A 26,510-nucleotide genomic window follows, 5' to 3' on the forward strand; every position below is an offset into this window, starting at 1 on the left:
GCCCATTTTCATCTTTATGCATACCAAAATGCGGATTTACATTTAACATAAAAAAAAGCGGCGCACTTTCGGGTGTGCCGCTTTTTGGCAATTAAAATATTATTTAACTATCAATACGGAACGTCCGTCTTCCTGCTCCGCGTTAGGATCTGGCATTTCTTTACCGTCGACTATATATAAATATCTGTATTCACCGGGATATATTATCAATGTAGTCGACCACACGCCACCGCTCTTTTTAAGAGCGATAGGTTTGCGCATCGTAAAACCTGATATTATAGAAACTTTATTGGCATCGCCGTAATATTTGAATGTTACCTTTCTCGTTTTGCCCGTACCGGATATAAATACACTCTGCCTTTTGGGCTCGGGTTTTACTTCGGCGACAGGTTTTTCTTCTTTCGCGGTCGGTTCATTGGCCTTATCATCGGCTTTCGGTTCTTCCTCTTTCACCGAGGGAGTTTCCCCCTCCTGCGGAAGGTTTATATCTTCCACCGACAAATTATCCTCCGCGGAGAACTCCGCAAATTCTTCTTCCTGTACCGCACTTTGCGGCATTAAAGATGCAAAATCAAAACCATTAAAGAAAGCTCTATATATAAAAAATCCGAAAACGCACAATGCTACGATATCTACAAATATTAAAAATAACCAAATCTCTTTTGAAGTTTTTTTGCTGTTGTCTTGAATTTCTTCGGACATAAGGACCTCTTAAAAGCGGGCGAAGGGAATCGAACCCTCGTCTAAAGCTTGGGAAGCTTCCGTTCTACCATTGAACCACGCCCGCACAAACTCAACACTTTTATTTTACTAAAATAAAATGCCTTTCGGCAACTTTATTGCATCGCTATCCGAGAAGCCTGCTTTTATTTTCGAGAATAAATCGCAGAGCGTCTTCTTTAGTCTTTATTTTGCCTTCAACCTGCTCCAATATCACCTGTTCCATTATTTCGCCCACTTTAGGGCCAGGCGCGATTTTAAGCGTTTTCATTATATCGCGGCCGTCTATAAGACGTACGGGTGCGGTAAAGCGCTTTTCTTCGTTAAAATACTTGCCAAACAGGAAATTGAGCATTTGCATATGCCGCAGAGTTTTGCCGACGTTCTCTTTTTTCTTGGCTTCCTCCATAGTCATAACAGGCAAGACGGATTTCTTCATCAGGGTGGGTATCTGTCGCGGATTTACGTAGCTTGTGTAATCTGCCCAGCACAGAAGCAACATCGGAATACCGGCTTGGCCCAATTCCTTAAAGAATTTATATATCCCTTTATCTGTTACGATTTCGTTGCTGGCGAGATTGCTGGGGCGAAGATGATAATATATCATCTTGCATATAAGCTTTTGATTGTCGGAAGAAAATTTTAATTTCTTTAGCAGCTTCTCCGCCATTTCGCTGCCACGCTCTTCGTGGTGGAAAAATCTCAGACGTCCGTTTATCTCCTTGGCGGTGGCGGGCTTGGCTATATCGTGCAGCAAGGCAGCCATTTTATAAAGGGAAATATCCCGCGCGTAGGCTTTCAGCTTAGTGTGGTATTTAGGGAAAGCTCTTTTTAAATTGTTAAGCAGAAACTCAATGCGTTCCACCACCTTCATCGTATGGGTAAATACTCCCCCATCCCCGTAATAGCACAAAGCGCAACTTTTTTGCTTCGCGAGTTCCGGTATCAGAGAACATAAAACACCGCTTTCGTCCATTTTCCGCAAAACAGCGGCGGTATTAGGCGCGATAAATATGCGGCGCAGTTCTTCTTGTATACGCTCACCCGCGGGCTTAAACGCCAAAGCCGAATACTTTTTTATCAAAGAAAAAGTTTTATCCTCTATTTTAAAATTCAATTCACAGGCCGTTCTGAAAGCTCTTAGTAATCTTAAAGGATCTTCTTGAAATATCTTAGGCCCGTTGGCACGGACAACTTTATTCTTAATATCGGCGATACCGCCGTTTAAATCTATAATACCGTCTTTTTTGAGAGAAGAAAGTTTAATAAAAATCTTTTTTCCTTCTTTCTTCAGAGATATTTTTATGGGAGAGTTTACCGGATAAGCGAGCGCGTTTACGGTAAAATCGCGCCGTTTTAAATCCGTTTTAATCTCTTGACCGACAAACGCGCATAAATCTATCTGAAGGCCGTTTTTAGCGCTTACGCGCCAAACGCCAAATTCTTTATCCATTTCAAAAGCCGTAGCTTTTAATTTGGAGGCTAATTTCAAGGCACATGGTTTTACTTTTTCCCTTGGCATAGCCAAATCTATGTCGCCGGAATATCTGCGCATTAAAGCGTCACGAAGAGCGCCCCCGACATAATAACCGTCGGGGACGCTTTCTTTTATAATTTTATCTAAATTACTCATTCTATGCCTGCGGAGGAACGAGATGTCTCTTCCTGTTGTTTTAACTTCTCTACTGCCATGCGGCGGAGGTCTTTCTTCAATATTTTCCTAAGCGAGTTTTTAGGCAGTTCTTCCATAAATTCGACGTCCCTGGGGCGCTTATAGTTGTCCAAGCTGTTCCTTAAGAACTTCCTAAAGTCCGCTTCGTTAAATTCAAGGCCCTTTTTCTTGACCGCGTACAGTTTGATAAATTCCCCGCCGTGTCCATCGGGTACGCCGACAACCGCGCATTCCTCTATGCCGGGATATTCATTTATTACATGTTCTACCTGCGCGGAAAATACCTTCAGGCCTTTGATAATTATCATATCTTTCTTCCTGTCACGTATAAACAGGAAACCTTCATTGTCTATCACGCCGATGTCGCCGGTCTTAAACCAACCGTCTTTATCAAAAGCGTCAGCGGAGGCCTGCGGGTTATTATAATATCCGTGGAAAACATTGTCGCCCTTTACGCATATCTCGCCTTCCGTATTTCTGGGCAATTCGTTGCCGTCGTCATCGGTTATTCTGATCTTCACGTAAGGAAGATTTATACCTATGGAGCCCGCCTTTCTGTTATGCTCAGTGTTTACACTGACTATCGGGCTGGTTTCCGTCAAGCCGTAGCCTTCCAATATCGGAAGATCAAGTTGCTTTTCAAAATGGGCCTGCGTTTCTTTATTAAGAGGCGCCGCCCCCGATATGCAAAAACGTACTTTTCTAAAGGCCCAATATTGCAGATAGAGTTTTTTCAAGCCTTTAGCTTCCTTGGCCAAAACGCTGTAAAGCTGCGGAACGGCTATCATTAAAGTCACGCGTTCTTTGCCCATAAGATGCAGCCAAGCGGAAGCGGGCGTAATATTGGCCATCACCACCACTTTAAGCCCCAAGGTCAGCGGCAGCACTATATTGGCCGTCCAAGCCAAAGTATGGAAAAGCGGCAAAATACACAAGAATACATCGTCTTCCGTTATTTTAAAGGAAAGCACCGTTGAATATACGTCCGACATTATATTCTTATGCGTCAGCATAACGCCTTTGGGAAGGCCCGTCGTGCCGGAGGTATATAAAATCATCGCCAAATCTTCATAAAAGGGCCGCACGCTTAATGTCTGCGGGTTAAAGCGACTGCTTTCCACCGCCGGCCAAAACAATTTTATATCCTTATCTTCAAGTTTGGCTACGCTTGATTGAATCTCATCAACAGAAAATATATATTTAAGTTCCGGAATATCCTTTTTTATCGGGGCATAATGGCGCAGGAACTCCGCCTGCGTAACCACCGCTTTGGCGCGTGAATCAGATAAAATGAACTTCAGCTCCTCCGCCTTGGAAACCATAAAGTTTATCGGTACGCTTACCGCGCCTATTTTGAAAAGCGCATAATTGGTAATTACGACTTCCACGGAGTTGCGCATCGCTACGGCTACTTTATCGTTCTTTCTTATGCCGTGTTCCCAAAACATATCGGCAGTACGGTCTACCTTCATAAGGAGCTCGTGGTAAGACCAATGCTTGCCGTTATATACTATAGCGGTAGCCTCAGGTCTTTTGTATGCGCTTGAAGTAAGCGCGGTATACAGATCTGTTGAATTGATTTCCATATTTATATTTTACTATTTACGCTTAATTCTTACAAATTGACACTGCCCTTTAACTTTAACGACGGGAAGCAAAAACCTTGTCTTAAAATAATAAAAATATTATCATTTATGTAATTATGAAAAAGTATATCCTCTCCCTTCTGCTTTTTATAGCGGCGTATATCGTCGCGATGTATCTGACTCAAGAATATACAACTCTTAAACCGGCGGGTTCGGCCCCGGCCAGGTTGTCGGATTTCTTTGCAAACCTAAAGCCGAAAAAATATACAAAAGATTTAAATCGGCTTACTCCAATCGCGACAAAACGTATGACGCCGCAGCAGGAAGAAGAACTGAGAATAAAACAGGAGCAAGAACGCTTAGCCCAAGAGCAGGCTCGCGCAAAAGCTGAACAAATAAGATTGGCCCAAGAAAGAAGAGATCAAATCTTTAAAGAAAAGGGCTTAATAAATATAGAAACTTTACCGGTAAAACTATTTTTGGATATTCGTTACGCTACGGAAAATAATTTTTCCGGCAAGAAGCTTTACTCTTCGGACAAATGCTATCTCCAAAAAGACACCGCAGATGCTTTAGTTAAAGCCGCGCAATACGCCGCGCAGGAAGAACGCCCCTTTTATTTGTGTTTATATGACTGTTATAGGCCCCTTTCCGCACAGCAGGCTTTGTGGGATATTCACCCCGTACCCGGACAAGTCGCGAACCCGAAAACCGGATCCAACCATAACAGGGGTACCGCCGTGGACTTAGGCCCTTGCGATTATCAAGGATACCCCCTGCAAACACCTACACCTTTTGACGACTTCTCAGAAAATGCCTACGCCTATGCCAAAGAGGGTATTCCCCAAGAAGCCATAAGAAACCGTTCCGCCCTTCAGAAAGTTATGAGAAAAGCCGGCTTTACAACTATACGCAAAGAATGGTGGCACTTCAATTACAAAAACGCAAAAAATTACCCGATAGTAGATTTGGACTTTTAATCAAAAAGTTCCGGTAAGTATTTTATTGCGATTTAAAACACAAACAAAAAAGCGGCCATTTAAAACGGCCGCTTTTTATTGTTAAAATTTTCGCCAGATTATTGTTCGTACACCGGCTTTGTTTGGAAATTGGAAAAATTGTATTTACTCTCCCAATTATTTTTAAACCATTCGTCTCCGATTTTCAAATCCTGCTTTAAAGATTTTTCTTTTTCTTCTCGTTCCTCTTCCTGCGCCGCTTTTAAAAGATAACCGGTAAATTCCCTATTTTCTTTGGAAATTGCAAATTCCACCTGTTCTTTAAGAAGTTTGTATAAATTCTCGTCCTCAGATATTATTGAGCAGACAAGTTTCCTGTACGGCATCAAATATGCCGACAAAGCGAAAGCCTCCGGATGTTCATGAGCGGTATTGGTCAAAATACGTTTTATTTCCACCCTGTCGGCCGATACCGGCGTTTGATATGGAGGCTCGTTATTAGAAGCAACAAGATATTCTATCCCTATTGCCGCGGCTACAAATAATAATGCACCCATTCCTTTTTTGGCGTAGCGCGCGCTTCTTATTTTATCTACAAAAGCGCGCCGCACCTCTTTGGGTTGGCTTTTATAAATTATATATTTCTTAATATCCGAAAAATGGCTGTTAACGAAACGCCGCCGCTCTTTGCTTGGCATTTTGTGCCTCAGCCATTTTACGATAGCCTCTTCCTTCTTGAGCATACGTCTTTCAAAGATATAATCGTCAACCACAAGATATACATATCCGCCTATCAGCAGACTAACAGCCGTAGCCCCCAGCGGGTAGCCTTCTTCTGGCTGCAAATCATCGGGCAGCTGAGCAAGTAAAACTTCCACGTCAGTTTCGCTTATTGTCCGTTCTCGCGCAAATAACTCCGCGGGAAAAGAGATACAAAATATATTTAACGCAATAAATAATGACAATAATCTCTTCAACATATCGGCACCTCGACTCTCTGCAATATCCTTTATCTTATTTTATGAAAGGCTCCCCCTAACGGCAAGAGTCCTCAGCCCCAGACTATTCTAGGTCTTTAGACCTATATCCACAATCTTACGCAATTGGCTAAAAAGTTATTTTTCTCCCCCAATAAAAACATAGGGAAATAAATCCCTCTCTATCTTCAACAATAAAAAAGCGGGCGCCTTATTTTGCGCCCGCTTTTTATCAAATACTATTTTAAACGATTTCTTACTCGCCCCAAGTCCAAGAAGGAGTAAAATCTTCTACCGCTCTTAAACTGTCTTTATATTCGGCTTCTCTCATGGCATTATCGGTTTCGATGAAAGCATCAACATTCTCCGTTGAGAAAGCCTCTTCCACCTGTTGTTTTACAATTGCGAAAATTTCAGGGTTCTCGGCCAAAATGCCGTAAGCTATTCTCTGCTGATCTTCAGGTAAGCCATAGACATACAAAGCAAGTGCGTCAATATCGCTTTCCATCATTTTCCTGATTTCGCGCTCCAAAACCGCACGATTATTGCTTATCGCGGTTTCCTCTTTGGTATTATCATGTAAAAAGGTATATCCTATAACAGCCAATACTATACCCCATTTCCCGGCCTTTTTCGCTCTTACCAAAACTTTATTATTTCTCATTCTGGATAAGACATTAGAGCTTTGAGCCGAGGCCGGCATTGCCAAAAGTCTTTTGGCTCTGTTCATTTGGCCAATCGCTTTGTTGGCAGCAGTCCAATTGCCGGCCATCGTAGCACTCACTGCTTTCCAATAATTAGCTCTGCTAATGGCTTTTATCCTTCCGCTATGACGCATCGCCGCATTCCACTTAGCCATTTCCGCAGTTTCTTTGGCCGCCATTGATTTAATAGCTTGTTTCTGAGTAGCAGTTACCGCTCTTTTTTCCGCCGCATTCATAAGAGTCTGGTAAGCCTTAGGATCTTGCGAAGCTACATAAAACATACTTAATTCGGGATTTTTAACTATCTTTCTAATAGAATAAGCCAAAGTAAGCAAAGCCGCCGCACCGCCGCCTATAACAACCCCTTTTGGCAACCCCTCTTCTCTCTTTTCTATACTCTTCATATAGATTTCCACTTCTTCAGCGGTCAATTCCTCTTCCGGTTGATACTGGGCGTATGCCAAGCCGGAAAAGCATATATTCATTGAAATTATTGCGACTAAAAGCTTTTTCAACATTGTTTCCTCCGTTAAATTTAAACTTCCTTACATAAATTCTAAAAAACTATTCTTTTACCTGCAAGAGACTTTGGCCCCAACGGCAAATGGGTCTTTAGTCCTATACTAAAAAGCCCCGTCTTTAGACGGGGCTTAAATTTAATTGCTCTGCGTCGTATCGGCCGGCGCCGCAGGCGCGCTTGCCGGTATCTGCACATTGTCTACTACCGAACTCATACCGCGTTTGGATACATTCACCGTTAAAAATATCGAGGTTATCATTATCACCAATGCAACCGCTGCGGTAAGTTTCGTTATAAACGTCGTGGCAGTAGGTCCCGCGAATACGCTGTCGCTGTTTGAGCTGCCGAATATCCCGGCCGCGGAACCCTTCCCGCTTTGCATCAATATCAGCATTATAAGCAATATGCACGCTACCCATTGCAATACTAAAGCTATCGTGTACATGTTATATATTCTCTCCTAATTATTTTTTCAGCAATGCCGTAAGGCCCGGCAATTCCTTGCCTTCCACAAATTCCATGCTCGCGCCGCCGCCCGTAGAAGCATGAGATACCTTGGAAGAGGATATCTTCGCTTTCTTTAATACGTTCAAGCTGTCGCCGCCGCCGATTATCGTTATGGCGCCTTTTTCCGTCAATTTGACCAAGGTTTCCGCTATCGCGAAACTTCCTTTGGCGTATGTCGGCATTTCAAATACGCCTACGGGGCCGTTCCAGAATATCGTCTTGCATTCGCTCAAAGCATCTTCAAAAAGTTTAATACTCTTGGGGCCGATATCCAAACCCATAAAACCTTCAGGTATATTCGGGCTGTCGGTTACCACAGTTTCTACGCCCTCGGCAAATTCCTTGGCAGCAATATTATCCACGGGCAGCAAAAGTTTTACGCCTTTTTCTTTCGCTTTAGCCATAATGCTCTTGGCTTCTTCTATCTTGTCGGCTTCCAACAGGGAGTTGGATACATTATATCCCAAAGCGGTATTGAAAGTATAAGCCATACCGCCGCCGACTATCAAAACGTCTACTTTATCGAGCAAATTGTTAAGCACCATTATTTTATCTGATACTTTCGCTCCGCCAATTATTGCAGCAAACGGGCGGGCGGGATTTTCTAAGGCGCCGCCTAAAAATTCAACTTCTTTCTGAATCAAGAAGCCGGCCGCACTGGGCAGGAACTCGGTTATGGCGCTGGTGGAGGCGTGCGCGCGGTGTACCGTGCCGAAGGCCTCCTGCACGAAGAAATCGCCGAGTTTAGCGAGTTTCTTGGCAAATTCTTTATCGTTCTTTTCCTCTTCGGGGTGGAAGCGGAGGTTCTCAAGCAATACGATCTCGCCGTTCTTGGCGTTCTTTACCGCTTCTTCGGCGACTTCGCCGACGCAATCGGACGCGAAATGAACTTTCACGCCCATAATTTTTTCAACTTCCGGGGCTACCGGCGCCAAAGAAAATTCCGGCACTACTTTTCCCTTCGGTCTGCCTAAGTGGGCTATCAACACCAATTTGCAGCCTTTCCCTAAAAGATATTTTATCGTTTTTTCCGTAGCCGTAATGCGTTTGGGATTATCTACTTTTCCGTCTTTTAAAGGGACATTGTAATCCACTCTGACGACAACGGTCTTATTGTCTAAATTTACGTCCTGTATTTTTACGATATCATTAAGGTTCATTTTTTGTTTCCCCGGATCTATTTAAATATTATTTCAAATCTGACGGGCGGGACAGCTCTCTGCCTCGCCCTTTTTGCAAACTTATTTGTTTACGGAAGCCATATAGGCAATCAAGTCCAACACTTTGTGGGAATAACCGATTTCGTTGTCGTACCAAGAAATTACTTTAACGAAAGTATCGGTCAACGCGATGCCGGCTTTAGCGTCGAAGATAGACGTAAGCGGGCAGCCCAAGAAGTCGGAGGATACTACGGCGTCTTCGGTATAGCCCAATACGCCTTTAAGTTCGCCTTCGGAAGCGTCTTTCATCGCTTTGCAGATTTCCGCATAGCTGGCCGGCTTGGCCAAGTTTACCGTAAGGTCTACCACGGATACATCCAAGGTCGGAACTCTCATTGACATACCGGTCAATTTGCCGTTTAACGAGGGAATTACCTTACCCACGGCTTTAGCGGCGCCGGTGGAGGACGGTATGATGTTGCCGGAAGCGGCTCTGCCGCCTCTCCAGTCCTTCATCGAAGGACCGTCAACCGTTTTCTGGGTGGCGGTGGTGGAGTGTACAGTGGTCATTAAACCGTCGGTGATACCCCATTTGTCATGCAATACTTTGGCGATAGGGGCCAAGCAGTTGGTCGTGCAGGAAGCGTTGGATACGAATTTCGTGCCCGGGACATAAGTCTTTTCGTTTACGCCGACTACGAACATCGGGGTAGCGTCCTTGGAAGGAGCGGACATTACTACATATTTGGCGCCGGCTTTAATGTGGGCGGAGGCTTTCTCTTCCGTCAAGAAAAGGCCCGTAGATTCTACGATATATTCCGCGCCGACTTCGTTCCATTTAAGATTGGCGGGATCTTTCTCCGCGGTTACGCGGATTTTCTTCCCGTTTACGATCAAAGTGCTGTTTTCTACGTCAGCTTCAATCGTTCCGTCAAATCTGCCGTGCATAGTGTCGTATTTGAGCATATAAGCCAAATAGTCGACGGGAGCAAGGTCGTTAATAGCTACGATTTCAATATCATTGCGTTTTACGGCTGCTCTAAAAACAAAGCGGCCAATGCGGCCAAAGCCGTTGATACCAACTTTTATTGACATATTATAACTTTCCTCCAATTGGATTTTTTATTTCACATATATGATACTATTTTTTTACACCTTTTGAAATACAACCCCATACCCTTGCCTTTTTAGAACTTTACTAATATCCCCCCTTTTATTTGCGGAACTTAAAAAATGCTTTTATCCGCCAAATATTAAAAGCAAGCGATAAAAAAACCCCGGCCTGTTTCGCCGGGGTTTTTATTTGGATTCTTAAATTATAAAGAGGTATTGCCGTTCAAGTCTTTGGTAAGTTTTATCCCTTTTGTTTCCACATTTTCTTGCATCAGCTTGGTAAATTCGGAAGAGAATAAAGCATACTTATTAGTCTTGGTATAGGTGATTATTTGATCGTCGCTTACCGTTTTTATTCCCACAAGAATATTCTTGTCTGAAGACGCACGGTGAAACAAAGGCTCGCCAAAGTAACTTCTCCTGGCTTTGCCGTTTACCGTTATGAACCCGTCTTTTACCGAACTTATGGTTTGCTCTCCGCCTACCGGCGAGAAAAATACTCTCTTTAAAAACGATTCCTCGACATTGTCTTTCGGATCGATATTGGAAAGTATTACCGTTCCGTAATTATCCTTCACTCCAAAAGTAACTTTATCTGAGCTTACGGCCCACTCCCACAATCTGACACAAACATTATCGGCCGTAGTGCCTTTTTCCTGCAAACACAAATTGCTTATTTTTATCAAAGCGGCACCGCTTTTGTAATCAATAAATACTTTGGATATTTCACGCGCGTCGAATTCCAGCGATCTCCCGTTAAGCTCCAGTTCCACGCTAAGCGGGGTAAATTCCACCAAAGCGCCGGGGGCGTCGTCCCCTATATATTCCATTCTGTCAACTCTCAAACATTTCTCATGAGTAAGCAAGTAATCTTTATTCATAAGAGTGCCATAACAATGCGCCTCATAGAAGCCCGCACCTTCGCCCCAAAGACCGTCTTGCTTATAATTTAAACTTATTCTATAAGGGGCGCCATCGGCATCATAGTCTTCTATAAACAAATCTCTTTTATATGTAGTGGTAACCTTAAAAACCATCGGAGAATAGTTATACTTATAACTCCCCTGTTCCGCTGCAGCGTTTATACGGCTTTCTATTTCTTTGTTCAGCTCCTCATTCGCCATAAACGACGAGAAGTCGGCACAATAAGCCGCGCTGCCGATCCCTAATAAAAACGTAAAGACTAGTAATTTTTTTATTGACATTATATATCTCCTTGCTAATATATCTAAATTATAGTTATTCTCCCCCCCTCATTACAAGAGAAAAAGGTCCCTTCCCCAATTAGGACCTTAGACCCATCTCCGCTTCACCCAGGATAAAAGCAGAAAAAAAGCCGCCCCGAAGGGCGGCTCTTTGTCAATTAAAGGATTAATACCTGCCGGCGGAACCTAAAACCTTCTCGTTCTTCTCTTTATACATAGCGATAAGGTCGGTTCTGGCGGGGCCCAAGTATTTGCGAGGATCAAACTCGGCCGGTTTTTCGGCAAAGACTTTCCTGATAGCCGCGGTCATTACCAATCTGCCGTCGGAATCAACGTTAATCTTGCATACCGCGCTCTTGGCCGCTTTTCTAAGCTGCTCTTCAGGTACGCCTACGGCGTTTTCAAGTTTGCCGCCGTATTTGTTTATCGTTTCAACGGCTTTCTGGTCTACGCTGGAAGCACCGTGCAGTACGATAGGGAAACCGGGTAAGCGTTTTTCTACTTCCGCCAAAATATCAAATCTCAAAGGCGGTACGCTTTCGCCGGGTTTCACTTTAAATTTGTAAGCGCCGTGGCTCGTACCGATTGATATAGCCAAGGAATCCACGCCCGTTCTCTTTACGAAGTCCTCTACCTGAGCGGGATCGGTATAAGTGTGTTTCTCCGCGGAGACCTCATCTTCTATACCGGCCAATACGCCCAGTTCGCCTTCCACCGTTACGTCAAACTGATGGGCATAATCCACCACTTTTTTGGTTAAAGCGACATTTTCTTCGTAAGGGAGATGGGAACCGTCTATCATTACGGACGAGAAACCGGAGTCGATACAATCTTTGCACAGTTCAAAAGTATCGCCGTGGTCCAAATGGAGGGCGACAGGTACCGGCTGGCCCATCTTCTTCATCATTTCGATGGCGCCGCGGCCCATCCAGCGGAGCAAGGTGGCGTCGGCATAGTTTCTGGCGCCTTTGGATACCTGTAAAATTACCGGCGAGCGCGATTCCGTGCAGGCCGTGATTATCGCCTGAAGCTGCTCCATATTGTTAAAGTTGTAAGCGGGTACGGCATAACCTTCTTTCATGGCTTTGGCGAACATGTCTTTCGTGTTCACGAAGCCCAGTTCTTTATAAGAAACCGTCATAAAAAATGCCTCCATAAGTTTTATTTCAATTTTATTGTACTAATTTTGTTAAAATAAAGTAAACACGGCGTTCTATGCCGCGAATTTACGCCCGATAATACAGAGGTTTTATGACTTTAGACGAAATAATACTTAACAGAAGAAGCATACGCAAATTTAAAAATTCGCCCGTACCTAGAGAACTTTTACAACAATGCGCCCAAGCCGCCAGGCTCGCGCCGAGCGCCTGCAACAGCCAGCCGTGCAAATATGTCGTCATAGACGATAAGAAACTTAAGGAAGATTTCTGCAATACCGTATTTACCGGGGTATATGCCACCTGCCGAGATATGGCCCTTAAAGCACCCGCCATTGTGGCGGTATGCGCCAAAGCGGGCGGAAGCATAACAACCAGAATGGGGCAAATGGTAAGCGGCACGAAATATTATCTGGTAGACCAAGGCATAGCGGCGGAGCATTTTGTTTTAAAGGCGCAGGATTTGGGCCTCGGTTCCTGCTGGGTGGGTTGGTTTAATCCGAAAAAGGCAAAGAAGTTCCTTAAACTGCCCTTCGACGTCAAATGCGAAATACTCCTCCTAATCGGCTACCCAGACGAAGCACCCGCACCAAGGCCGAGAAAACCGCTGGAAGATATTTTATCCTATAACAAATATTGATTTCTTCAAGCCGACAAAAACGAGCGGCCGCCCTGTTTTGAGGGCGGCCGTTAAATTTGTGGGGACTCTAAGCGTGTTTGCCTTCAAGTTTCTCCAGCATTTTATTGAAACATTTATAAACAAACTCGGACTTGTAATCGATTATTTTTTTATTGTGGCGCAAATAATCGCCTTCGCAGGCCATTATCATTTTGTTCTTCGGAAGTTTCTTATATATATAATCGGTTACCACCGTTATATTCGGATACCATAAATTATGCACCTTCTTGTCCACCCAATGCTGCAAACCCAAATTGGGGATATCCAACCCTGCGGACGCCGCCCAGAAAACAGAGTTGAGCGCTATTATATACGTCTTATATTCCTTGGAGAGCAAAGAAAGCAGGTGGCAGGACTCGTTGAAGGAAAACTTTTTAATGTCAATTATCTTAAAATATTCGTCCACAACGGCCGATTTAGTTACGGAAAGCACCAAATACTCGTCCCTAAGCAGACGGCGGATAAGATCGTCCTGATACGGATAGGTATAGGCTGATCCGCGCGAATCGAGCTGGAGAAAAACTATCCCCTTTCTCTTTTTGGCCAGTTTAGAAATTTCCTCAAAAGTTTTACGGACTTCTTCTGAAGGCTCCGCGGAAAAGTAAAATACAGGGCGGGGCGTTTCTTTTTTAGAAGGCATAGCAAGCTGGAAAGTCTTAAACAGACTGTTTACCCTATGCGCCACTTTTACGTCATATTCGTAATAAACGGGCAAGACCAGGAAATCTTCCGGAATATCTTTAAAAGCGTCTTCGTAATTGTAATTTTTCCAAATAAAGGGATTGCGGTATCCGTCGAAATAGAAAACCTTTTCAAACGCGGGATTGGTTTGCAGCATTGTTCCCACTATCGGGGAATTGTTCCTATCGATATTTTTGGATACGTAACCGTAAAATTTAAGCTGAGGATATTTTTCTTTCAAAGCCGCAAGCATAGGCGTTGTATATAAATAGTCGCCTATACCCATAAAAAATATCAAAGCGAGCCCTTTTACGTTTTTATTTGCGGACAAAGCATTGTCTATATTGTAAAAAACATGCTCGTGCAGATACAAAGGGCGGGGCAGTTTGTGCCAATCTTTATCGATAGGCAGATATTCTTTCTTGCAGTTGGGGCAAGGCTTATCAAAGGAATACCACACACAGTAAGGGCTATGCATAAAACTGCCTAAAGTTTTATGCCAGCAATATCTCAACATCTCCTGAGCGACACAAAGGGGACGATACTTCCATAGTTTACGGTTGATTGTCATGGATATATTTTAATAAAAAAAACCGAAAGTGCAAATAAAAAACGAGTAAAAACCGCCAAAAGGACAAAAAAGCCAGGCTTATTAGCCGCAGAAAAAGACGATTAAAGGCTAATGCTCTTATTTTCCACAAGAAATTATATGACATGGCATTGTAAGGCAATAATCTCAAGATTGACAATACCCCCCAAAAGGTTACAGCAGCCGCAAAACGGCTGCATATAAACTGGACATAAAAGGGGTAAAATGTATAAACATTATAATTGTTGCCCTGGCCTCAATAAAGTTATACAATGTACAAGTCAGCGCGGATATGCGCAGGCATACGCGCGCTTTACTTAACTGAGGAGAATGTAAATGTCCAAGAAATTAACGGCGATGGACGGCAATACCGCGGTATCGCATGTCGCCCACGCAACCAACGAAGTAATAGCAATTTATCCTATTACGCCTTCTTCCACTATGGGCGAGATTTGCGACGCAAAATCCGCCAAAGGCGAAACAAATATCTGGGGTAATGTACCCGTAGTAAGCGAAATGCAGTCCGAAGGCGGCGCCTCTGGCGCGGTGCACGGCGCTTTGGCGGCCGGCGCTCTTACGACGACCTTCACCGCTTCGCAGGGGCTCTTGCTGATGATCCCCAATATGTTCAAAATAGCGGGCGAGCTCACCCCGACGGTATTTCACGTGTCGGCCAGAGCTTTGGCTACCCACGCTTTATCCATTTTCGGCGACCACAGCGACGTTATGGCCGTACGCCAGACCGGCTGGGCTATGCTCGCCAGCGCCAACGCGCAGGAAGCGATGGACTTCGCTTTAATATCCCAAGCGGCCACTTTGGAAGCCAGAGTGCCGTTCCTGCATTTCTTTGACGGTTTTAGAACTTCTCACGAACTTAATATGGTGGACGTAATCTCCAAAGAAACGATGAAGGAAATGATTGACGATAAACTCGTAGCCAAACACCGCGAGAACGCCATGAACCCCGAATCACCCACCATTCGCGGCACCGCCCAAAACCCCGACGTTTATTTCCAGGGAAGGGAAGCCGTAAACAAATTCTATTTGAACACACCCGCCATAGTAAAGAAATATATGGACAAATTCGCCCAGCTTACCGGCAGAAAATACGACCTTTTTGAATATGTCGGCGCGGAAGATGCGGAGAAAGTCGTCGTTATTATGGCCTCCGGCGCGGACGTCGCCCAGACCGCGGTAGAACGCATGAAAGGCGAAAAAGTGGGCGTACTTAAAGTGAAACTCTTTAGGCCCTTCAGCGCGGCGGATTTCATCAACGCGTTCCCCAAGACCGTAAAGAAAATCGCTGTTTTTGACAGAACCAAAGAACCCGGTTCACTCGGCGAGCCTTTGTTCCAGGACGTTTGCTCCGCTTTCTTAACCAACGAAGCGAAAGCCAAATTTGAAACTACCCCCCTCATCATCGGCGGAAGATATGGTATCGGCTCCAAAGAGTTTACCCCCGCCATGGTAAAGGCCGCGTTTGACAACCTAGACGCCAAAGAACCGGTAACCGGTTTCATCGTAGGCATAGAAGACGACTTGGGCGGCAAATCCCTCAAGACCCCGGTTTTGAAGAGAGATTCCTCCGAAACCGCAACTTTCAATGCCTTGTTCTACGGCTTGGGTTCCGACGGTACCGTAGGCGCCAACAAAAACACGATGAAGATCATCAGCGAAAAAACGGATAACTTCGCGCAGGGTTACTTCGTCTATGACTCCAAGAAATCGGGCTCTATGACGACTTCCCATATCCGCTTCGGCAAGAAATATATCCGCGCGCCTTACCTTATCGAGCACGCCGATTTTATCGCCTGCCATATGTTCTCATTCTTGGAAAGATACGACATTTTGGGCAAAGCCAAAGAAGGCTCCACCTTCCTCTTGAACGCTCCGTATTCCAAAGAAGAAGTTTGGGATAAACTCCCCAAAGAAGTGCAGAAGCAGATAATAGACAAGAAACTTAAATTCTATTCTATTGACGCTTCCCACATCGCTTTAAAGACGGGCATGGGCTCCAGAACCAACACGATAATGCAGACGGCGTTCTTCGGCATAGCGGGCGTAATAGAAAAAGACGCCGCCATTGACGCCATCAAACAGGCCATCAAGAAGACCTACTCCAAGAAAGGCGAGGAAGTAGTCAACAAGAACTACGCCGCGGTGGACGCCGCCCTTGACGGTTTACACGAGATTAAATATCCCGATCACGTTACTTCCACATTGGAAATGAAACCGCCGGTACCGGCCCACGCGCCCGAATTCGTAAAAGACGTATTGGGCAAGATAATTTCCAACAACGGCGACGAATTGCCGACCTCCAAGATGCCCGTAGGCGGCATATTCCCTACCGGCACCACCCAGTACGAAAAACGCAATATCGCTATTATGTGCCCGGCGTGGGACCCCGATACCTGCATACAGTGCGGTATCTGCTCCTTGGTCTGCCCACACGCCGCTATCCGCATAAAGGCCTATAAAGCCGAGGATATGAAAGACGCACCCGCGACCTTTAAGTCTGCCGACGGCAAAGCCGATTTGGCCGGCCTTAAATTCACCGTACAGGTGGCCGTGGAAGACTGCACCGGCTGCGGAGCCTGCGTGGTAAACTGCCCCGCCAAGAATAAGACCGACGCCAACAAGAAAGCCATCAATATGGTTGAACAGCTTCCTTTGAGAGCGACGGAAAGCGAGAACTTTAAATATTTCCTCGCTTTGAAACAGGCCGACGTCAAGACGAAGAAAGAGAGCGTAAAAGGTTCCCAAATGCAGAAGCCTTTGTTTGAGTTCTCCGGTGCGTGCGCGGGCTGCGGCGAAACGCCTTACGTTAAATTGTTGACCCAGCTCCACGGCGATCACTTGGCGATAGCCAACGCTACGGGCTGCTCCTCAATTTACGGCGGCAACTTGCCGACTACCCCGTATTGCAAACGCGACGACGGCAAAGGCCCCGCTTGGGCAAACTCCCTCTTTGAGGACAACGCCGAATTCGGTATGGGTATCCGCTTGGCTTACGATCAGCTCTTCAGCGATGCGGCCGCCCAGCTTACGGCCTTGAAACCGACCTTGGGCAACGACACTTTGGTTGACGAAATATTAACCGCCAAGCAAAACACCACCGCCGAAATTGACGTCCAGAGAGAAAGAGTCGCCAAACTCAAAACCCTCACCAAAGACGAGAGAATGCTCGCCTTGGCCGATTACTTGGTAAAGAAATCGGTATGGATATTGGGCGGCGACGGCTGGGCTTACGATATCGGTTACGGCGGTCTCGACCACGTATTGGCCAGCGGCAAGAACGTAAAGATATTGGTAATGGATACCGAAGTATATTCCAATACCGGCGGTCAGATGTCAAAAGCGACGCCTATGGGCGCGGTGGCCTTATTCGCCGCGGCGGGCAAATCTATGCCGAAGAAAGACCTCGGTATGATCGCTATGACCTACGGCAATATCTATGTGGCGCAAATCAACCTGGGCGCGAATATGAACCAGGCGGTACAAGCCCTCGCCGAAGCCGAGGCTTACGACGGCCCCGCTTTGGTAATCGCTTACGCACACTGCATAGCGCACGGCATCGATATGAGCAAAGGCCTCTTGGAAGCCAAAAAAGCCGTACAGAGCGGAAGATGGATACTCTACCGCTATAACCCGGCTTTGAAGGAACAGGGCCTCAACCCGCTCAAAATCGACAGCGGCGAACCGACAATCGCGCTTAAAGACTTTATGTCCGGCGAAAATAGGTTCAAAACGCTGATGAAGAACAATCCCGAAAGGGCTGAGCGCTTGCTCAAGATAGCCGAGCAGGAATACGCTTACAGACGCAAACTCTATAAAGAGCTTGCCGCCCTGCCCGGCGATGGCGAAGAAGCCAAGAAATAAACGCTTATTTAAGCAAAAAACCCGCGCTTTAAAGCGCGGGTTTTTTATTTTATCTCATCGTAATAAATAAAGAGCCTCCCCCTAAAAAATTCTTTGTTTATCTTTTAGACTGCCAAAATCAAAATATATCCGCTGGCAATAATAGTTATCTCATAGAATTATGATATATTATCGCAAAGCATTATAACAGCAAATACTCGATTTCCCAATTACGCCATTTACTGTGTTAAAAAGCTATTGGATAATCCCAGATAATAACTCTTTTAAGATACATAGAAAGAAAATCTATTTAAAAACTGCTTTTATATAAAATAAAACCCCGGCTGAATAATCAACCGGGGCTAATTAAAAGATGTCTTTAATGTTTTATCTGCAATAGTATTGATTACAGATTTCTTCTCCTCTGTTCGTCCAAGAATGGTGAGTCGTACAGAATGCGCCCGCCCAATGATCAGGGCAAGTGGCCCCATCGGACGGAGTCCCTACGGGACAAAATCCCGTACAGTTATAGCTCGTTCCCAAATATTCCCACCTATGGCCCAATTCATCCTTGATATCCGTTGCACAAATACACCTAGCAATCATACCGTTTGGGCCTTCTCTTCCGCAGTTTGCAATTTCGCAACAAATACTGCCGTCTGACGCTTTAACACTCCTATAACCGCTATTACAGGTCTCTACTTTAGTGCAATTTGTCCACTTACCGTTACTGCATGTACAATTATATTTACATGTTCCGTTTGATAAAGAACACGTCGGTTTCTGCGATTCCAAGCAATTATCTTCAACAGCGGCCAATTGACATACTTTCCTTACAATGCCACCGGAACTGCTTGCTTTACAAACTTTCCCGCCGCAACAGTCGGCATTGCTGGTACACGGGTTTTTCTCTACACATAGAGTAGGACAAGCCTCATCCCAGCCGCTCCAATTTTGAAGCACAAACAATCCGCTAGAGGTTTGCCCACCCTGGCAACAGGTCCGCATAGACGTGCTGCAACCGTTAGGCTTATACTCCACCGCCCCTACAGGTTTGCAATTGTTTATAACAAGATTTTGCGCATAAACAGCCAACGGAAAAGTATTTGCCACAATAACAGCGAAGGCTATCATCAAAACACAACTTATTTTGCGTTTTAAATAATTCATATTTTCTCCCTAACTAACCTTTTTAGCAGATATTATATATTTTACCTGCGTATTAATATATTAGCTTATTAATATAATTTTTTCTATACTTTTCAATGAAAAAATCTTATTTTATTACACTTTACGCTTATTTGTCTTGCCAAAATGGAAAACCCCTCAATACAAAATATTGAGGGGTTTTAAAAATACTTATGATTTGCTTAGTTCCAGGTTACGCCGCCGCCAAATTGACAGATGTACAAAGTGCAATTCCAACCGTTATTTATATCAGGCGCACCTACCAAGCCGCCACCATCATTGCGAAGCGTACACTCCGCACCTTTCATGGAAGCATTACATTGTCCGCATGCGACAGTGGGATCTGTCCCGCCTGAAGCCATATTACAACTATGCCTGTCCGTTTGGAAAACCCAACCGTAATCTAATGCTCCCATAGTGGCACAATAGCATGGATATTGCCAGTTATTGGGGCCTGTCTTACCGCAATTTACATTTTCACAGCAAGGGGAATCTGTTGTGCCTTTCAATATAAAACCGCTTTTACAAACGACACGCTTCGTACAATTTACCCATTTGCCATTACTGCATGTGCATATATAAGAACAAGTACCGTTAGGTATAGAACATGTCGGCTTTTCGGATTCCAAACATTCGTCCTGCTGGACATATGCGCAATATCTTAAACTAGCCCCGACTCCGGAAGGTTGGCTGCAAACCTTACCGCCACAGCAATCGGCGTCGCTCGTACACGGATTTTTATCTACGCATAGCTCGGGACAATCCTCATTCCAGCCGCTCCAATTTTGAAGCACAAACAATCCGCTAGAAGTTTGTCCGCCGCCGCAGCAGGTCCTTTTCTCTTCTTTAGTGCCACATTCGCCTTGAGGGCTATATCTGTACTCGACAGCTCCCACGGTATTGCAGCCAATCTGAACCAATTGCTGTGCATTAGATTTTATCGGTAATGAACAAAAAAAACATAAGACCGTCAAAGCAAATGGCATCAAGACTGTCTTTTTTACTAAAAAATCCATATCCCCTCCTTAACTAACCTTTTAATCAAAGAAATGTTCAATATACAATATTCGGATATAATAATATTTTAAAGCAGTTTCCATATTTTACAATATCTCTATTTAATATTACTATAAAAACGCCCCTCGTAAAGCAAGGGGCGTATCATAATACAGGTGAAAACTTAGTAATATATCGGGCCGTCTTTTTCTTGTATGCTGGAGTTGGCAAAGGAATCGCACCTGGCGACAGCCCATCCGCCGTCGGGATCCTCCTGGTAACAGCCCCAACTGGAAACGGATTCGATGTAGGAAACCCCGCAAAAATTCTTAACCGTTATTCCCTTTGAAGGGGCATATTGGTGACACATTGTTTCTACATAAGGGTGTCCCGATGGACACACGTCTGATTTTGTAATGCCATATTTGGGCTCATAATAAGAGTAGAGGTCGCAATCGCTCCATAATTGTTGCCACCAGTTCTTACCAGCACAGTCATCCCAAGGGTACAATCCTGACCAATATCCGCTATTGATTACATTACCGGACGGGATAGCGAGAGATATCTCTCCATCTTTAAAATAATATGTTATACTATTTTTTATTTCCCTGTACTTCATACAGACAAAGCCCTCCCCTTCCTTACAGGCCCATTGCGTGCATTGTTTGCCCCATAAATCTCGCTCGTAAGGTTTGGAACTCAGATCTTTCAAACAAACGGGAGCCGCGGGTTTGCTTTCGCACGAGGTTCCATTCCAACATTCGTTGTTGGAACATATATTATCGGGACACGGCTGATCCCACTCGGACCACTCTCCGTTGTTGCAGAGTGTTCTTGTCGATGTCTCATATCCGCATTCGTCATCGGCAGTATATTTATATTGAACCAGCCCTTGCTTGTCCTTATAAGCCCCATGAAATTGTGCGGCAGCAGATGCCGTAAACATTCCCAGGAAAAGCAGAGTGAATAACAGATAATTCCTATTTAACATAACCTTTAACCTCTAATCTAACATTTTGCCACAAATATTATATAAATATTACTCGCGAAATACCAACTTAAGCAAAATGAATTTAAATTCTGTTCACTTTGCCGTCCGCTATTTTATAGCATTCGTCGGCATATTCCGCCGCTTTTATATCGTGCGTTACCATTAGCACGGTAAGGCCTTCCGAGGCTGCCATCGCAAAATCCTTAAACACCTGTTCCTTGCGTTCGCCGTCCAAATTGCCAGTAGGTTCATCGGCCAAAAGAATTTTGGGGCTGTTTATCAAAGCCCTTGCTATTGCAACCCTCTGCTTTTCCCCTCCGCTGATTGAAGGCGGCATTTTATCGGCTAATGCCTCTATACCGAATTTGGCAAGCAATTTCCTAGCATAAGCAAAGTTGTTTCTCCCCTTTATCAAGGCGGGCAAATTAACATTTTCCAAAACAGTAAAATCCGGCATAAGGCTGTCAAACTGAAATACAAAGCCAAATTTGCTTAAACGGAGTTTGGCCCTCTTTTCTTCCTTAAGCTTCAGAATGTCTTTCCCCTCAAAGAGTATTGAACCGGCTGTAGCCCCGTCCAAAAGACCGATAAGATTTAAAAGAGTACTCTTCCCGCTGCCGCTGGGCCCGATAAATACTATAAACTTGCCCCGCTCTACATCCAAAGAAATATCGTCCAGCACTCTTATTTCGCCGCCGGCGTCATTATATATCTTCGTCAAATTCTTTATTTCCAATATCTTATCCATATCTTATAGCGTCCACTGGATTTACCTTAGAAGCCCTGTACGCGGGGTATATCGCCGAAAGGAAGCATAAAAAGTAACTCCCTGCCACTACGCTTAATATATCCCACAGCTGAAGGCTTACCGGCACCTTGGTAAGATAATATATGTCGCCAGGGAGTTCCACTATGTCAAAAGTAGCTATAGCCCAACATAATACCAAGGCCAATATTATACCCGATATTACCCCCGCACTGCCTATATATAAACCTTCTAAAATAAATATCCGCCTTATCCGAGAAGGACTAGCCCCCATCGCCCTCATAAGCCCTATATCCTTAAGCTTTTCCGTGCCGAATAAAATCAAATTTGAAGTTATATTCAAAGACGCAACCAATATTATCAGAGAGAGTATTATAAACATCATAACCTTTTCCAGCTTTAAGGCCGCATACAAAGTACTGTTTAACTGCATAAATGTTCTGACAATATATTGCCCATCGGTAGCTTCAGTTATTAAAGCGGCGGCCTCATCGGCATTGTCAAGTTTGTCCAGCTTAACCGATAAGCCCGTCACCCCCCCTTTAAGGCCTAAAAAGTCCGAGGCGGATTTTATATCGGTATAAACTATCGTGTTGTCAAACTCGTAGTAACCAGTCTTTAAAATGCCCGTAACTTTAAAGCGTTTCATTTTCGGCAATCCACCCGCCAAGGACCTGGGTGATACCAATACAACATCATCGTCTATATCTAAAGCCATATTATTCGCGAGTTCCGCCCCCAATACTAAAGGAGCTTCAACCCCTTCCCGCTCGAAACTCCCCTCTATCAAGGATTTGGGCAAATCGCTGGTGTTCTTTTCCTGTTCGGCGTCAAGACCGCGTATTACTACACCTTGGGAATAATTGGAATAATTTAATATCGCCTGCCCTAATATATTGGGCGCGCTGGCCTTTACGTGCTTAACGGAAGATATTATATTTTGGACTTTCTCATATCTGCCCTGCGGCATAGAACCCAAAACCATTATATGCGCCTGCGCGCCTATTACTTTGTTTCTAATATCGTTTTGAAATCCGCTCATTACCGCCAGAGTCGTTACCAATGCCGCAACGCCGACGCATACTCCAAGTATGCCTATTATCGTTGTAATAACGGTAAACACCCCTTTACTGCGGGAAAGCAAATATCTAATCGCGATGAAAGTTTCAAACCTCATAATAACAATTATATTAAATATTACTTAAAGATAGAATTTAAGAAAGCAAGGAAACATTTGCTCTAAAAACAGCAATATTTTTAATCCAAATAAAAAGGCCGGGTTGCCCCGGCCTAAAATCGTTCTTGCGCAGGGGGGGACTCGAACCCCCAAGCCGTAAGGCATGCGCCCCTCAAACGCACGCGTATACCAATTCCGCCACCTGCGCGACTGCTTAAATTTTCAACATATAAATTATACCATATATCGATTATATTGCAAAACCATTTATATAATCTTTTACGGCAGAACCTTTAAACAATGCAGAAAAATCCGCTATCGATTTATCATTATCCGATTTTACCTCGTCGGAGAAAGCCCTTATATCTTCCACTGCTTTGGCCTCGGAGGCAGCTTCTTTGGCAGATTGCTGTTGTTTTACAAAAAGTTCGTAATAATCACTATCCGTACCTACACTCTCGTGCAAAATGGAAGCTGTTATGGCTCTATCCTCGCCGCTTAACGCCAACACGTCCAAGATAAAAAATCCCTCGTTGTTTTTGTAAGCATTTTCCAAATAGCGTTTATATGCGATGCGTTTGCTGCTTATAGGGGTTTGGGATTTTTCGGAAGAATGATAAACATAAGACGCCGCTACCACTCCCGCTATCAAAATACCAAGTACACCTGCTTTTTTACCTATATTTTTAACGGATTGCAGACCTTTGGTCAGTTGGGCTTCAGTCTTTTTGGCTGCTTCTTCGGACGCTTCCCTGGCAGCATTAAACCCTATCGGGCGGCGCGGAGGAACGGCATTTTCGGCAGCTTCTTCCGCCGCTTCTTCCGCCAAAGAATTTATCGCTTCACTGTGCGAATTCAACGCCCCTATAATTTCCTCTACATATTTTACCAATTCGTCTATATAAGCTTTATTCGTCTGAACAAGTTTGGTATTTTTCGCCACCTTTCTGTTTATTGAAACATCGTCTTTAATAGCATTGTTTATCATATTCTCTATCTTAGAGACTTTATAAGACAATACCAAATTGCGTTTTTTGAGCATTGCAATTTGCTTCTGCGTGTAATATACGTATATTCCTCCGCCAATCAGGGCCGCGCCTGCCGCACCGGCCGCACCGTATACATATACTTTCTTGTTAAATTCTTTTTCTTGGCTTGCAAGAAGCTGCTCAATATCTTCCAAGGTCACATTATTGTTTTTTCCCGTGCCTGTGGAAGCAAATACCGGCGTAGATATGCCCTGTATCATCATAAATACAGTTAGCGCTATTGATATGATTTTCTTTAACATAGCTCCTCCTATCTTGCTGCAGAAACAGTTGTTTATCTTAATTTTTATTTCCCTTTACTTTTAATAAGTAAATTCTAAAAGATAATCCTCTTGCTCACAAGAGCAATTAGACCCATTTTTCATATAGGACCTTTCGTCCCTTATACCGCCGCTTGGTTAAAACAAATAATAATCTAAAAATAAAATTGAAATAAAATACCGGCGCCGCTTTAATTAAAAAACAAAAAAGGCCGCCGCTTCTGCGACGGCCTTTTCTTTTTTGGTATTCCTAATTATACAAATTTGCAAGACTTCTGGTATCGTTTTCTTCTTTAAGTTTAGAAATAAAGTCTTCCAATTTGACATTCTCGACGTTTTTACCGCTTCTTAAGCGTATGGTTACAGTCCTATCCTGCACCTCTTTAGCACCGATGATTACGGTGTAGGGGACTTTCTCCAAATGCGCTTGGCGGATTTTCGCGCCGAGCTTTTCCCCCCTATCGTCAAGTTCCGGCCTTAAACCCGCCGCGGTAAGCTTATCGCATACTTCTTTTGCGTAAGGGACTTGAGCGTCGGTCAAGGTAAGAACCTTTGCCTGAACCGGGGCAAGCCACAGCGGAAATACGCCCGCATAATGCTCTATCAATATTCCTATAAAACGCTCAACGGAGCCAAGCATAGCGCGGTGTACCATCAACGGGCGTTTGCGCCCTTCCGCAGCGACATAGGTTATATCAAAACGTTCGGGCAAATTGAAATCGAACTGTATAGTGGAAAGCTGCCACGGCCTGCCGATGGCGTCTATCAATTTAATGTCTATCTTCGGCCCATAGAAAGCAGCTTCGCCAGCATGCGCCGTATAGGGGATGTTGTTAGTCTTTAACACGTCTTCCAAAGCGGCCTGCGCTCTATGCCAATCCTCGGATTTACCCGTATAATTTTCAGGATGTTTTTCGTCCCACGTAGACAGTTCCACCTTGAATTTTTCAAAGCCGAAAGTCTTCATTATATGCATGGCAAAGTTAAAGCAATCCTGCACCTCTTTTTCAATCTGTTCCGGCGCACAGAAAATATGGCCGTCGTCCTGAGTGAATCCCCTCACCCTCAAAAGCCCGTGCATTACGCCCGACCTTTCATAGCGGTACACAGTACCTAGTTCAAAAAGGCGCAAAGGCAAATCGCGGTAGCTTCTCAAAGCGGTATTGTATATCGCTATGTGGAACGGACAGTTCATCGGCTTTAATTGATATTTTTGTTCATCTACTTCTATCGGTTTGAACATACTGTCGGTATAGAAATTGGCGTGGCCGGATTTCTCCCACAGGTGAAGGCGCGCGATATGCGGCGTAGTAACTAGGCCATAACCCCTTTTAAGGTTTTCTTCTTTAATCCAATCTTCCAAAACCTTTCTTAGCATACCGCCTTTAGGCATCCAAAGCACCAAACCGGGGCCGACGTCGTCATTGATATTGAAAAGCTGCAGTTCAGCCCCCAATTTGCGGTGGTCGCGTTTGGCGGCTTCTTCCTGCTGTTTGATATAGTCTTTAAGTTCTTCCTTCGTTTCGAAAGCTATGCCGTATATACGCTGCATTTGCGGGCGTTTTTCGTCGCCGCGCCAATAGGCCCCCGCGGTATGGGTAAGTTTAAAATTATTGAGCACACCCGTATGCTCCACGTGCGGCCCGCGGCACAAATCCACAAAAGAACCGTTGGTATATATACTGATCTCGCCTTCGGGAAGCTCGGAGATAAGTTCTACCTTAAAGTCCTCGCCTTTACTCTTAAACAAGGCCTCCGCCTCGCTCTTGCTTATTTCTTTGCGAACGAAAGGTTCCTTGCTTTTGACGATTTGCTTCATTTTGTCTTCAATGGTTTTCAAATCTTCGGGCGTGAATTTATGATCCGACAAAAAATCGTAATAAAATCCGTTTTCTATCGCCGGCCCTATTCCCAGTTTGGTGCCGGGGAAAAGTTCCTGCACGGCTGCTGCCAATACGTGCGAACAGGAATGGCGTTTCATTTCAATATTATCCAT

At 44.5% G+C, this 26,510-nt stretch carries 20 protein-coding genes and 2 tRNA genes; 3 read left to right on the top strand and 19 right to left on the bottom strand.

The window, feature by feature from the left end; translation table 11 throughout:
• Nucleotides 1–99: 99 nt before the first annotated feature.
• The 4 genes from ACQY3M_RS00495 to ACQY3M_RS00510 form a co-directional block, all read right to left on the bottom strand.
• Entirely contained in the window at nucleotides 100–702 is a 603-nt protein-coding gene (locus tag ACQY3M_RS00495; RefSeq protein WP_428065175.1) for a hypothetical protein, read from the bottom strand.
• A gap of 14 nt (nucleotides 703–716) precedes the next feature.
• A tRNA-Gly gene (locus ACQY3M_RS00500) sits at nucleotides 717–787 on the bottom strand.
• Between the two features lie 60 nt (nucleotides 788–847).
• Complete coding sequence (locus ACQY3M_RS00505) at nucleotides 848–2,353, bottom strand: CCA tRNA nucleotidyltransferase (protein WP_428065177.1); 1,506 nt, start codon at nucleotides 2,351–2,353, stop codon at nucleotides 848–850.
• Nucleotides 2,350–3,978, bottom strand: a complete 1,629-nt coding sequence (locus tag ACQY3M_RS00510; RefSeq protein WP_428065179.1) for a class I adenylate-forming enzyme family protein — start codon at nucleotides 3,976–3,978, stop codon at nucleotides 2,350–2,352. Before ACQY3M_RS00510 ends, ACQY3M_RS00505 begins: the two co-directional genes overlap by 4 nt.
• 116 nt (nucleotides 3,979–4,094) lie before the next feature.
• Between ACQY3M_RS00510 and ACQY3M_RS00515 the strand changes: the two genes are divergently transcribed.
• Nucleotides 4,095–4,958, top strand: coding sequence for a M15 family metallopeptidase (locus ACQY3M_RS00515; RefSeq protein ID WP_428065181.1), 864 nt, complete (start codon nucleotides 4,095–4,097; stop codon nucleotides 4,956–4,958).
• A 98-nt stretch (nucleotides 4,959–5,056) separates the two neighbouring features.
• Here the strand turns inward: ACQY3M_RS00515 and ACQY3M_RS00520 are convergent, their stop codons facing one another.
• From ACQY3M_RS00520 to ACQY3M_RS00550, 7 genes are all read right to left on the bottom strand, one after another.
• Entirely contained in the window at nucleotides 5,057–5,815 is a 759-nt protein-coding gene (locus ACQY3M_RS00520) for a hypothetical protein (RefSeq protein ID WP_428065183.1), read from the bottom strand.
• A 355-nt stretch (nucleotides 5,816–6,170) separates the two neighbouring features.
• Complete coding sequence (locus tag ACQY3M_RS00525) at nucleotides 6,171–7,136, bottom strand: hypothetical protein (protein ID WP_428065185.1); 966 nt, start codon at nucleotides 7,134–7,136, stop codon at nucleotides 6,171–6,173.
• A gap of 138 nt (nucleotides 7,137–7,274) precedes the next feature.
• Nucleotides 7,275–7,583, bottom strand: a complete 309-nt coding sequence (gene secG / locus ACQY3M_RS00530; protein WP_428065187.1) for a preprotein translocase subunit SecG — start codon at nucleotides 7,581–7,583, stop codon at nucleotides 7,275–7,277.
• A 19-nt stretch (nucleotides 7,584–7,602) separates the two neighbouring features.
• Nucleotides 7,603–8,805, bottom strand: a complete 1,203-nt coding sequence (locus tag ACQY3M_RS00535) for a phosphoglycerate kinase (protein ID WP_428065189.1) — start codon at nucleotides 8,803–8,805, stop codon at nucleotides 7,603–7,605.
• Nucleotides 8,806–8,886: 81 nt separating this feature from the next.
• The gene (gap, locus tag ACQY3M_RS00540; RefSeq protein ID WP_428065191.1) at nucleotides 8,887–9,900 is read right to left on the bottom strand and encodes a type I glyceraldehyde-3-phosphate dehydrogenase; all 1,014 of its coding nucleotides are present in this window, start codon (nucleotides 9,898–9,900) and stop codon (nucleotides 8,887–8,889) included.
• Between the two features lie 221 nt (nucleotides 9,901–10,121).
• Entirely contained in the window at nucleotides 10,122–11,123 is a 1,002-nt protein-coding gene (locus tag ACQY3M_RS00545) for a hypothetical protein (protein WP_428065193.1), read from the bottom strand.
• Between the two features lie 166 nt (nucleotides 11,124–11,289).
• Entirely contained in the window at nucleotides 11,290–12,264 is a 975-nt protein-coding gene (locus tag ACQY3M_RS00550; protein WP_428065195.1) for a class II fructose-bisphosphate aldolase, read from the bottom strand.
• Between the two features lie 110 nt (nucleotides 12,265–12,374).
• On the opposite strand from ACQY3M_RS00550, the gene ACQY3M_RS00555 reads away from it, so the two are divergent.
• On the top strand, nucleotides 12,375–12,920 hold the full coding sequence (locus ACQY3M_RS00555) for a nitroreductase family protein (RefSeq protein ID WP_428065197.1): 546 nt from the start codon (nucleotides 12,375–12,377) through the stop codon (nucleotides 12,918–12,920).
• Between the two features lie 67 nt (nucleotides 12,921–12,987).
• On the opposite strand, the gene ACQY3M_RS00560 is transcribed toward ACQY3M_RS00555, so the two are convergent.
• The gene (locus tag ACQY3M_RS00560; protein ID WP_428065199.1) at nucleotides 12,988–14,118 is read right to left on the bottom strand and encodes a hypothetical protein; all 1,131 of its coding nucleotides are present in this window, start codon (nucleotides 14,116–14,118) and stop codon (nucleotides 12,988–12,990) included.
• A gap of 447 nt (nucleotides 14,119–14,565) precedes the next feature.
• Here ACQY3M_RS00560 and nifJ point away from each other — a divergent pair, with 447 nt between their 5' ends.
• A complete protein-coding gene (gene nifJ, locus ACQY3M_RS00565) occupies nucleotides 14,566–18,108 on the top strand; it encodes a pyruvate:ferredoxin (flavodoxin) oxidoreductase (protein WP_428065201.1) in 3,543 nt (1,180 codons plus the stop codon).
• Between the two features lie 1,349 nt (nucleotides 18,109–19,457).
• Here the strand turns inward: nifJ and ACQY3M_RS00570 are convergent.
• From ACQY3M_RS00570 to thrS, 7 genes are all read right to left on the bottom strand, one after another.
• Nucleotides 19,458–20,291 carry a hypothetical protein gene (locus tag ACQY3M_RS00570; RefSeq protein ID WP_428065203.1) on the bottom strand — a complete coding sequence of 278 codons (834 nt, stop codon included), beginning with the start codon at nucleotides 20,289–20,291 and terminating at the stop codon, nucleotides 19,458–19,460.
• Between the two features lie 164 nt (nucleotides 20,292–20,455).
• On the bottom strand, nucleotides 20,456–21,262 hold the full coding sequence (locus ACQY3M_RS00575) for a hypothetical protein (RefSeq protein WP_428065205.1): 807 nt from the start codon (nucleotides 21,260–21,262) through the stop codon (nucleotides 20,456–20,458).
• Between the two features lie 82 nt (nucleotides 21,263–21,344).
• Complete coding sequence (locus tag ACQY3M_RS00580) at nucleotides 21,345–22,010, bottom strand: ABC transporter ATP-binding protein (protein ID WP_428065207.1); 666 nt, start codon at nucleotides 22,008–22,010, stop codon at nucleotides 21,345–21,347.
• Nucleotides 22,003–23,205, bottom strand: a complete 1,203-nt coding sequence (locus ACQY3M_RS00585) for an ABC transporter permease (protein ID WP_428065209.1) — start codon at nucleotides 23,203–23,205, stop codon at nucleotides 22,003–22,005. The genes ACQY3M_RS00580 and ACQY3M_RS00585 overlap by 8 nt, the downstream gene beginning before the upstream one ends.
• Before the next feature lie 126 nt (nucleotides 23,206–23,331).
• Nucleotides 23,332–23,413 (bottom strand) — tRNA-Leu (locus ACQY3M_RS00590).
• 42 nt (nucleotides 23,414–23,455) lie between these two features.
• The gene (locus ACQY3M_RS00595; protein ID WP_428065211.1) at nucleotides 23,456–24,496 is read right to left on the bottom strand and encodes a hypothetical protein; all 1,041 of its coding nucleotides are present in this window, start codon (nucleotides 24,494–24,496) and stop codon (nucleotides 23,456–23,458) included.
• 268 nt (nucleotides 24,497–24,764) lie between these two features.
• Complete coding sequence (gene thrS / locus ACQY3M_RS00600) at nucleotides 24,765–26,510, bottom strand: threonine--tRNA ligase (RefSeq protein ID WP_428065213.1); 1,746 nt, start codon at nucleotides 26,508–26,510, stop codon at nucleotides 24,765–24,767.

Origin of the sequence: Candidatus Proelusimicrobium volucris (assembly GCF_959605025.1) — a bacterium.
GTDB classification, from domain to species: Bacteria; Elusimicrobiota; Elusimicrobia; order Elusimicrobiales; family Elusimicrobiaceae; genus Proelusimicrobium; species Proelusimicrobium volucris.

Excerpts from the sequence above, each read along its gene's own strand:
- ACQY3M_RS00495 (WP_428065175.1), bottom strand. The coding sequence starts at position 702 with ATGTCCGAAGAAATTCAAGACAACAGCAAAAAAACTTCAAAAGAGATT.
- ACQY3M_RS00585 (WP_428065209.1), bottom strand. The coding sequence starts at position 23,205 with ATGAGGTTTGAAACTTTCATCGCGATTAGATATTTGCTTTCCCGCAGT.
- thrS (WP_428065213.1), bottom strand. The coding sequence starts at position 26,510 with ATGGATAATATTGAAATGAAACGCCATTCCTGTTCGCACGTATTGGCA.
- ACQY3M_RS00510 (WP_428065179.1), bottom strand. The coding sequence starts at position 3,978 with ATGGAAATCAATTCAACAGATCTGTATACCGCGCTTACTTCAAGCGCA.
- ACQY3M_RS00525 (WP_428065185.1), bottom strand. The coding sequence starts at position 7,136 with ATGTTGAAAAAGCTTTTAGTCGCAATAATTTCAATGAATATATGCTTT.
- ACQY3M_RS00505 (WP_428065177.1), bottom strand. The coding sequence starts at position 2,353 with ATGAGTAATTTAGATAAAATTATAAAAGAAAGCGTCCCCGACGGTTAT.
- ACQY3M_RS00580 (WP_428065207.1), bottom strand. The coding sequence starts at position 22,010 with ATGGATAAGATATTGGAAATAAAGAATTTGACGAAGATATATAATGAC.
- ACQY3M_RS00555 (WP_428065197.1), top strand. The coding sequence starts at position 12,375 with ATGACTTTAGACGAAATAATACTTAACAGAAGAAGCATACGCAAATTT.
- ACQY3M_RS00535 (WP_428065189.1), bottom strand. The coding sequence starts at position 8,805 with ATGAACCTTAATGATATCGTAAAAATACAGGACGTAAATTTAGACAAT.
- ACQY3M_RS00560 (WP_428065199.1), bottom strand. The coding sequence starts at position 14,118 with ATGCATAGCCCTTACTGTGTGTGGTATTCCTTTGATAAGCCTTGCCCC.
- gap (WP_428065191.1), bottom strand. The coding sequence starts at position 9,900 with ATGTCAATAAAAGTTGGTATCAACGGCTTTGGCCGCATTGGCCGCTTT.
- ACQY3M_RS00575 (WP_428065205.1), bottom strand. The coding sequence starts at position 21,262 with ATGTTAAATAGGAATTATCTGTTATTCACTCTGCTTTTCCTGGGAATG.
- ACQY3M_RS00570 (WP_428065203.1), bottom strand. The coding sequence starts at position 20,291 with ATGGATTTTTTAGTAAAAAAGACAGTCTTGATGCCATTTGCTTTGACG.
- ACQY3M_RS00595 (WP_428065211.1), bottom strand. The coding sequence starts at position 24,496 with ATGTTAAAGAAAATCATATCAATAGCGCTAACTGTATTTATGATGATA.
- ACQY3M_RS00545 (WP_428065193.1), bottom strand. The coding sequence starts at position 11,123 with ATGTCAATAAAAAAATTACTAGTCTTTACGTTTTTATTAGGGATCGGC.
- nifJ (WP_428065201.1), top strand. The coding sequence starts at position 14,566 with ATGTCCAAGAAATTAACGGCGATGGACGGCAATACCGCGGTATCGCAT.
- ACQY3M_RS00550 (WP_428065195.1), bottom strand. The coding sequence starts at position 12,264 with ATGACGGTTTCTTATAAAGAACTGGGCTTCGTGAACACGAAAGACATG.
- ACQY3M_RS00515 (WP_428065181.1), top strand. The coding sequence starts at position 4,095 with ATGAAAAAGTATATCCTCTCCCTTCTGCTTTTTATAGCGGCGTATATC.
- secG (WP_428065187.1), bottom strand. The coding sequence starts at position 7,583 with ATGTACACGATAGCTTTAGTATTGCAATGGGTAGCGTGCATATTGCTT.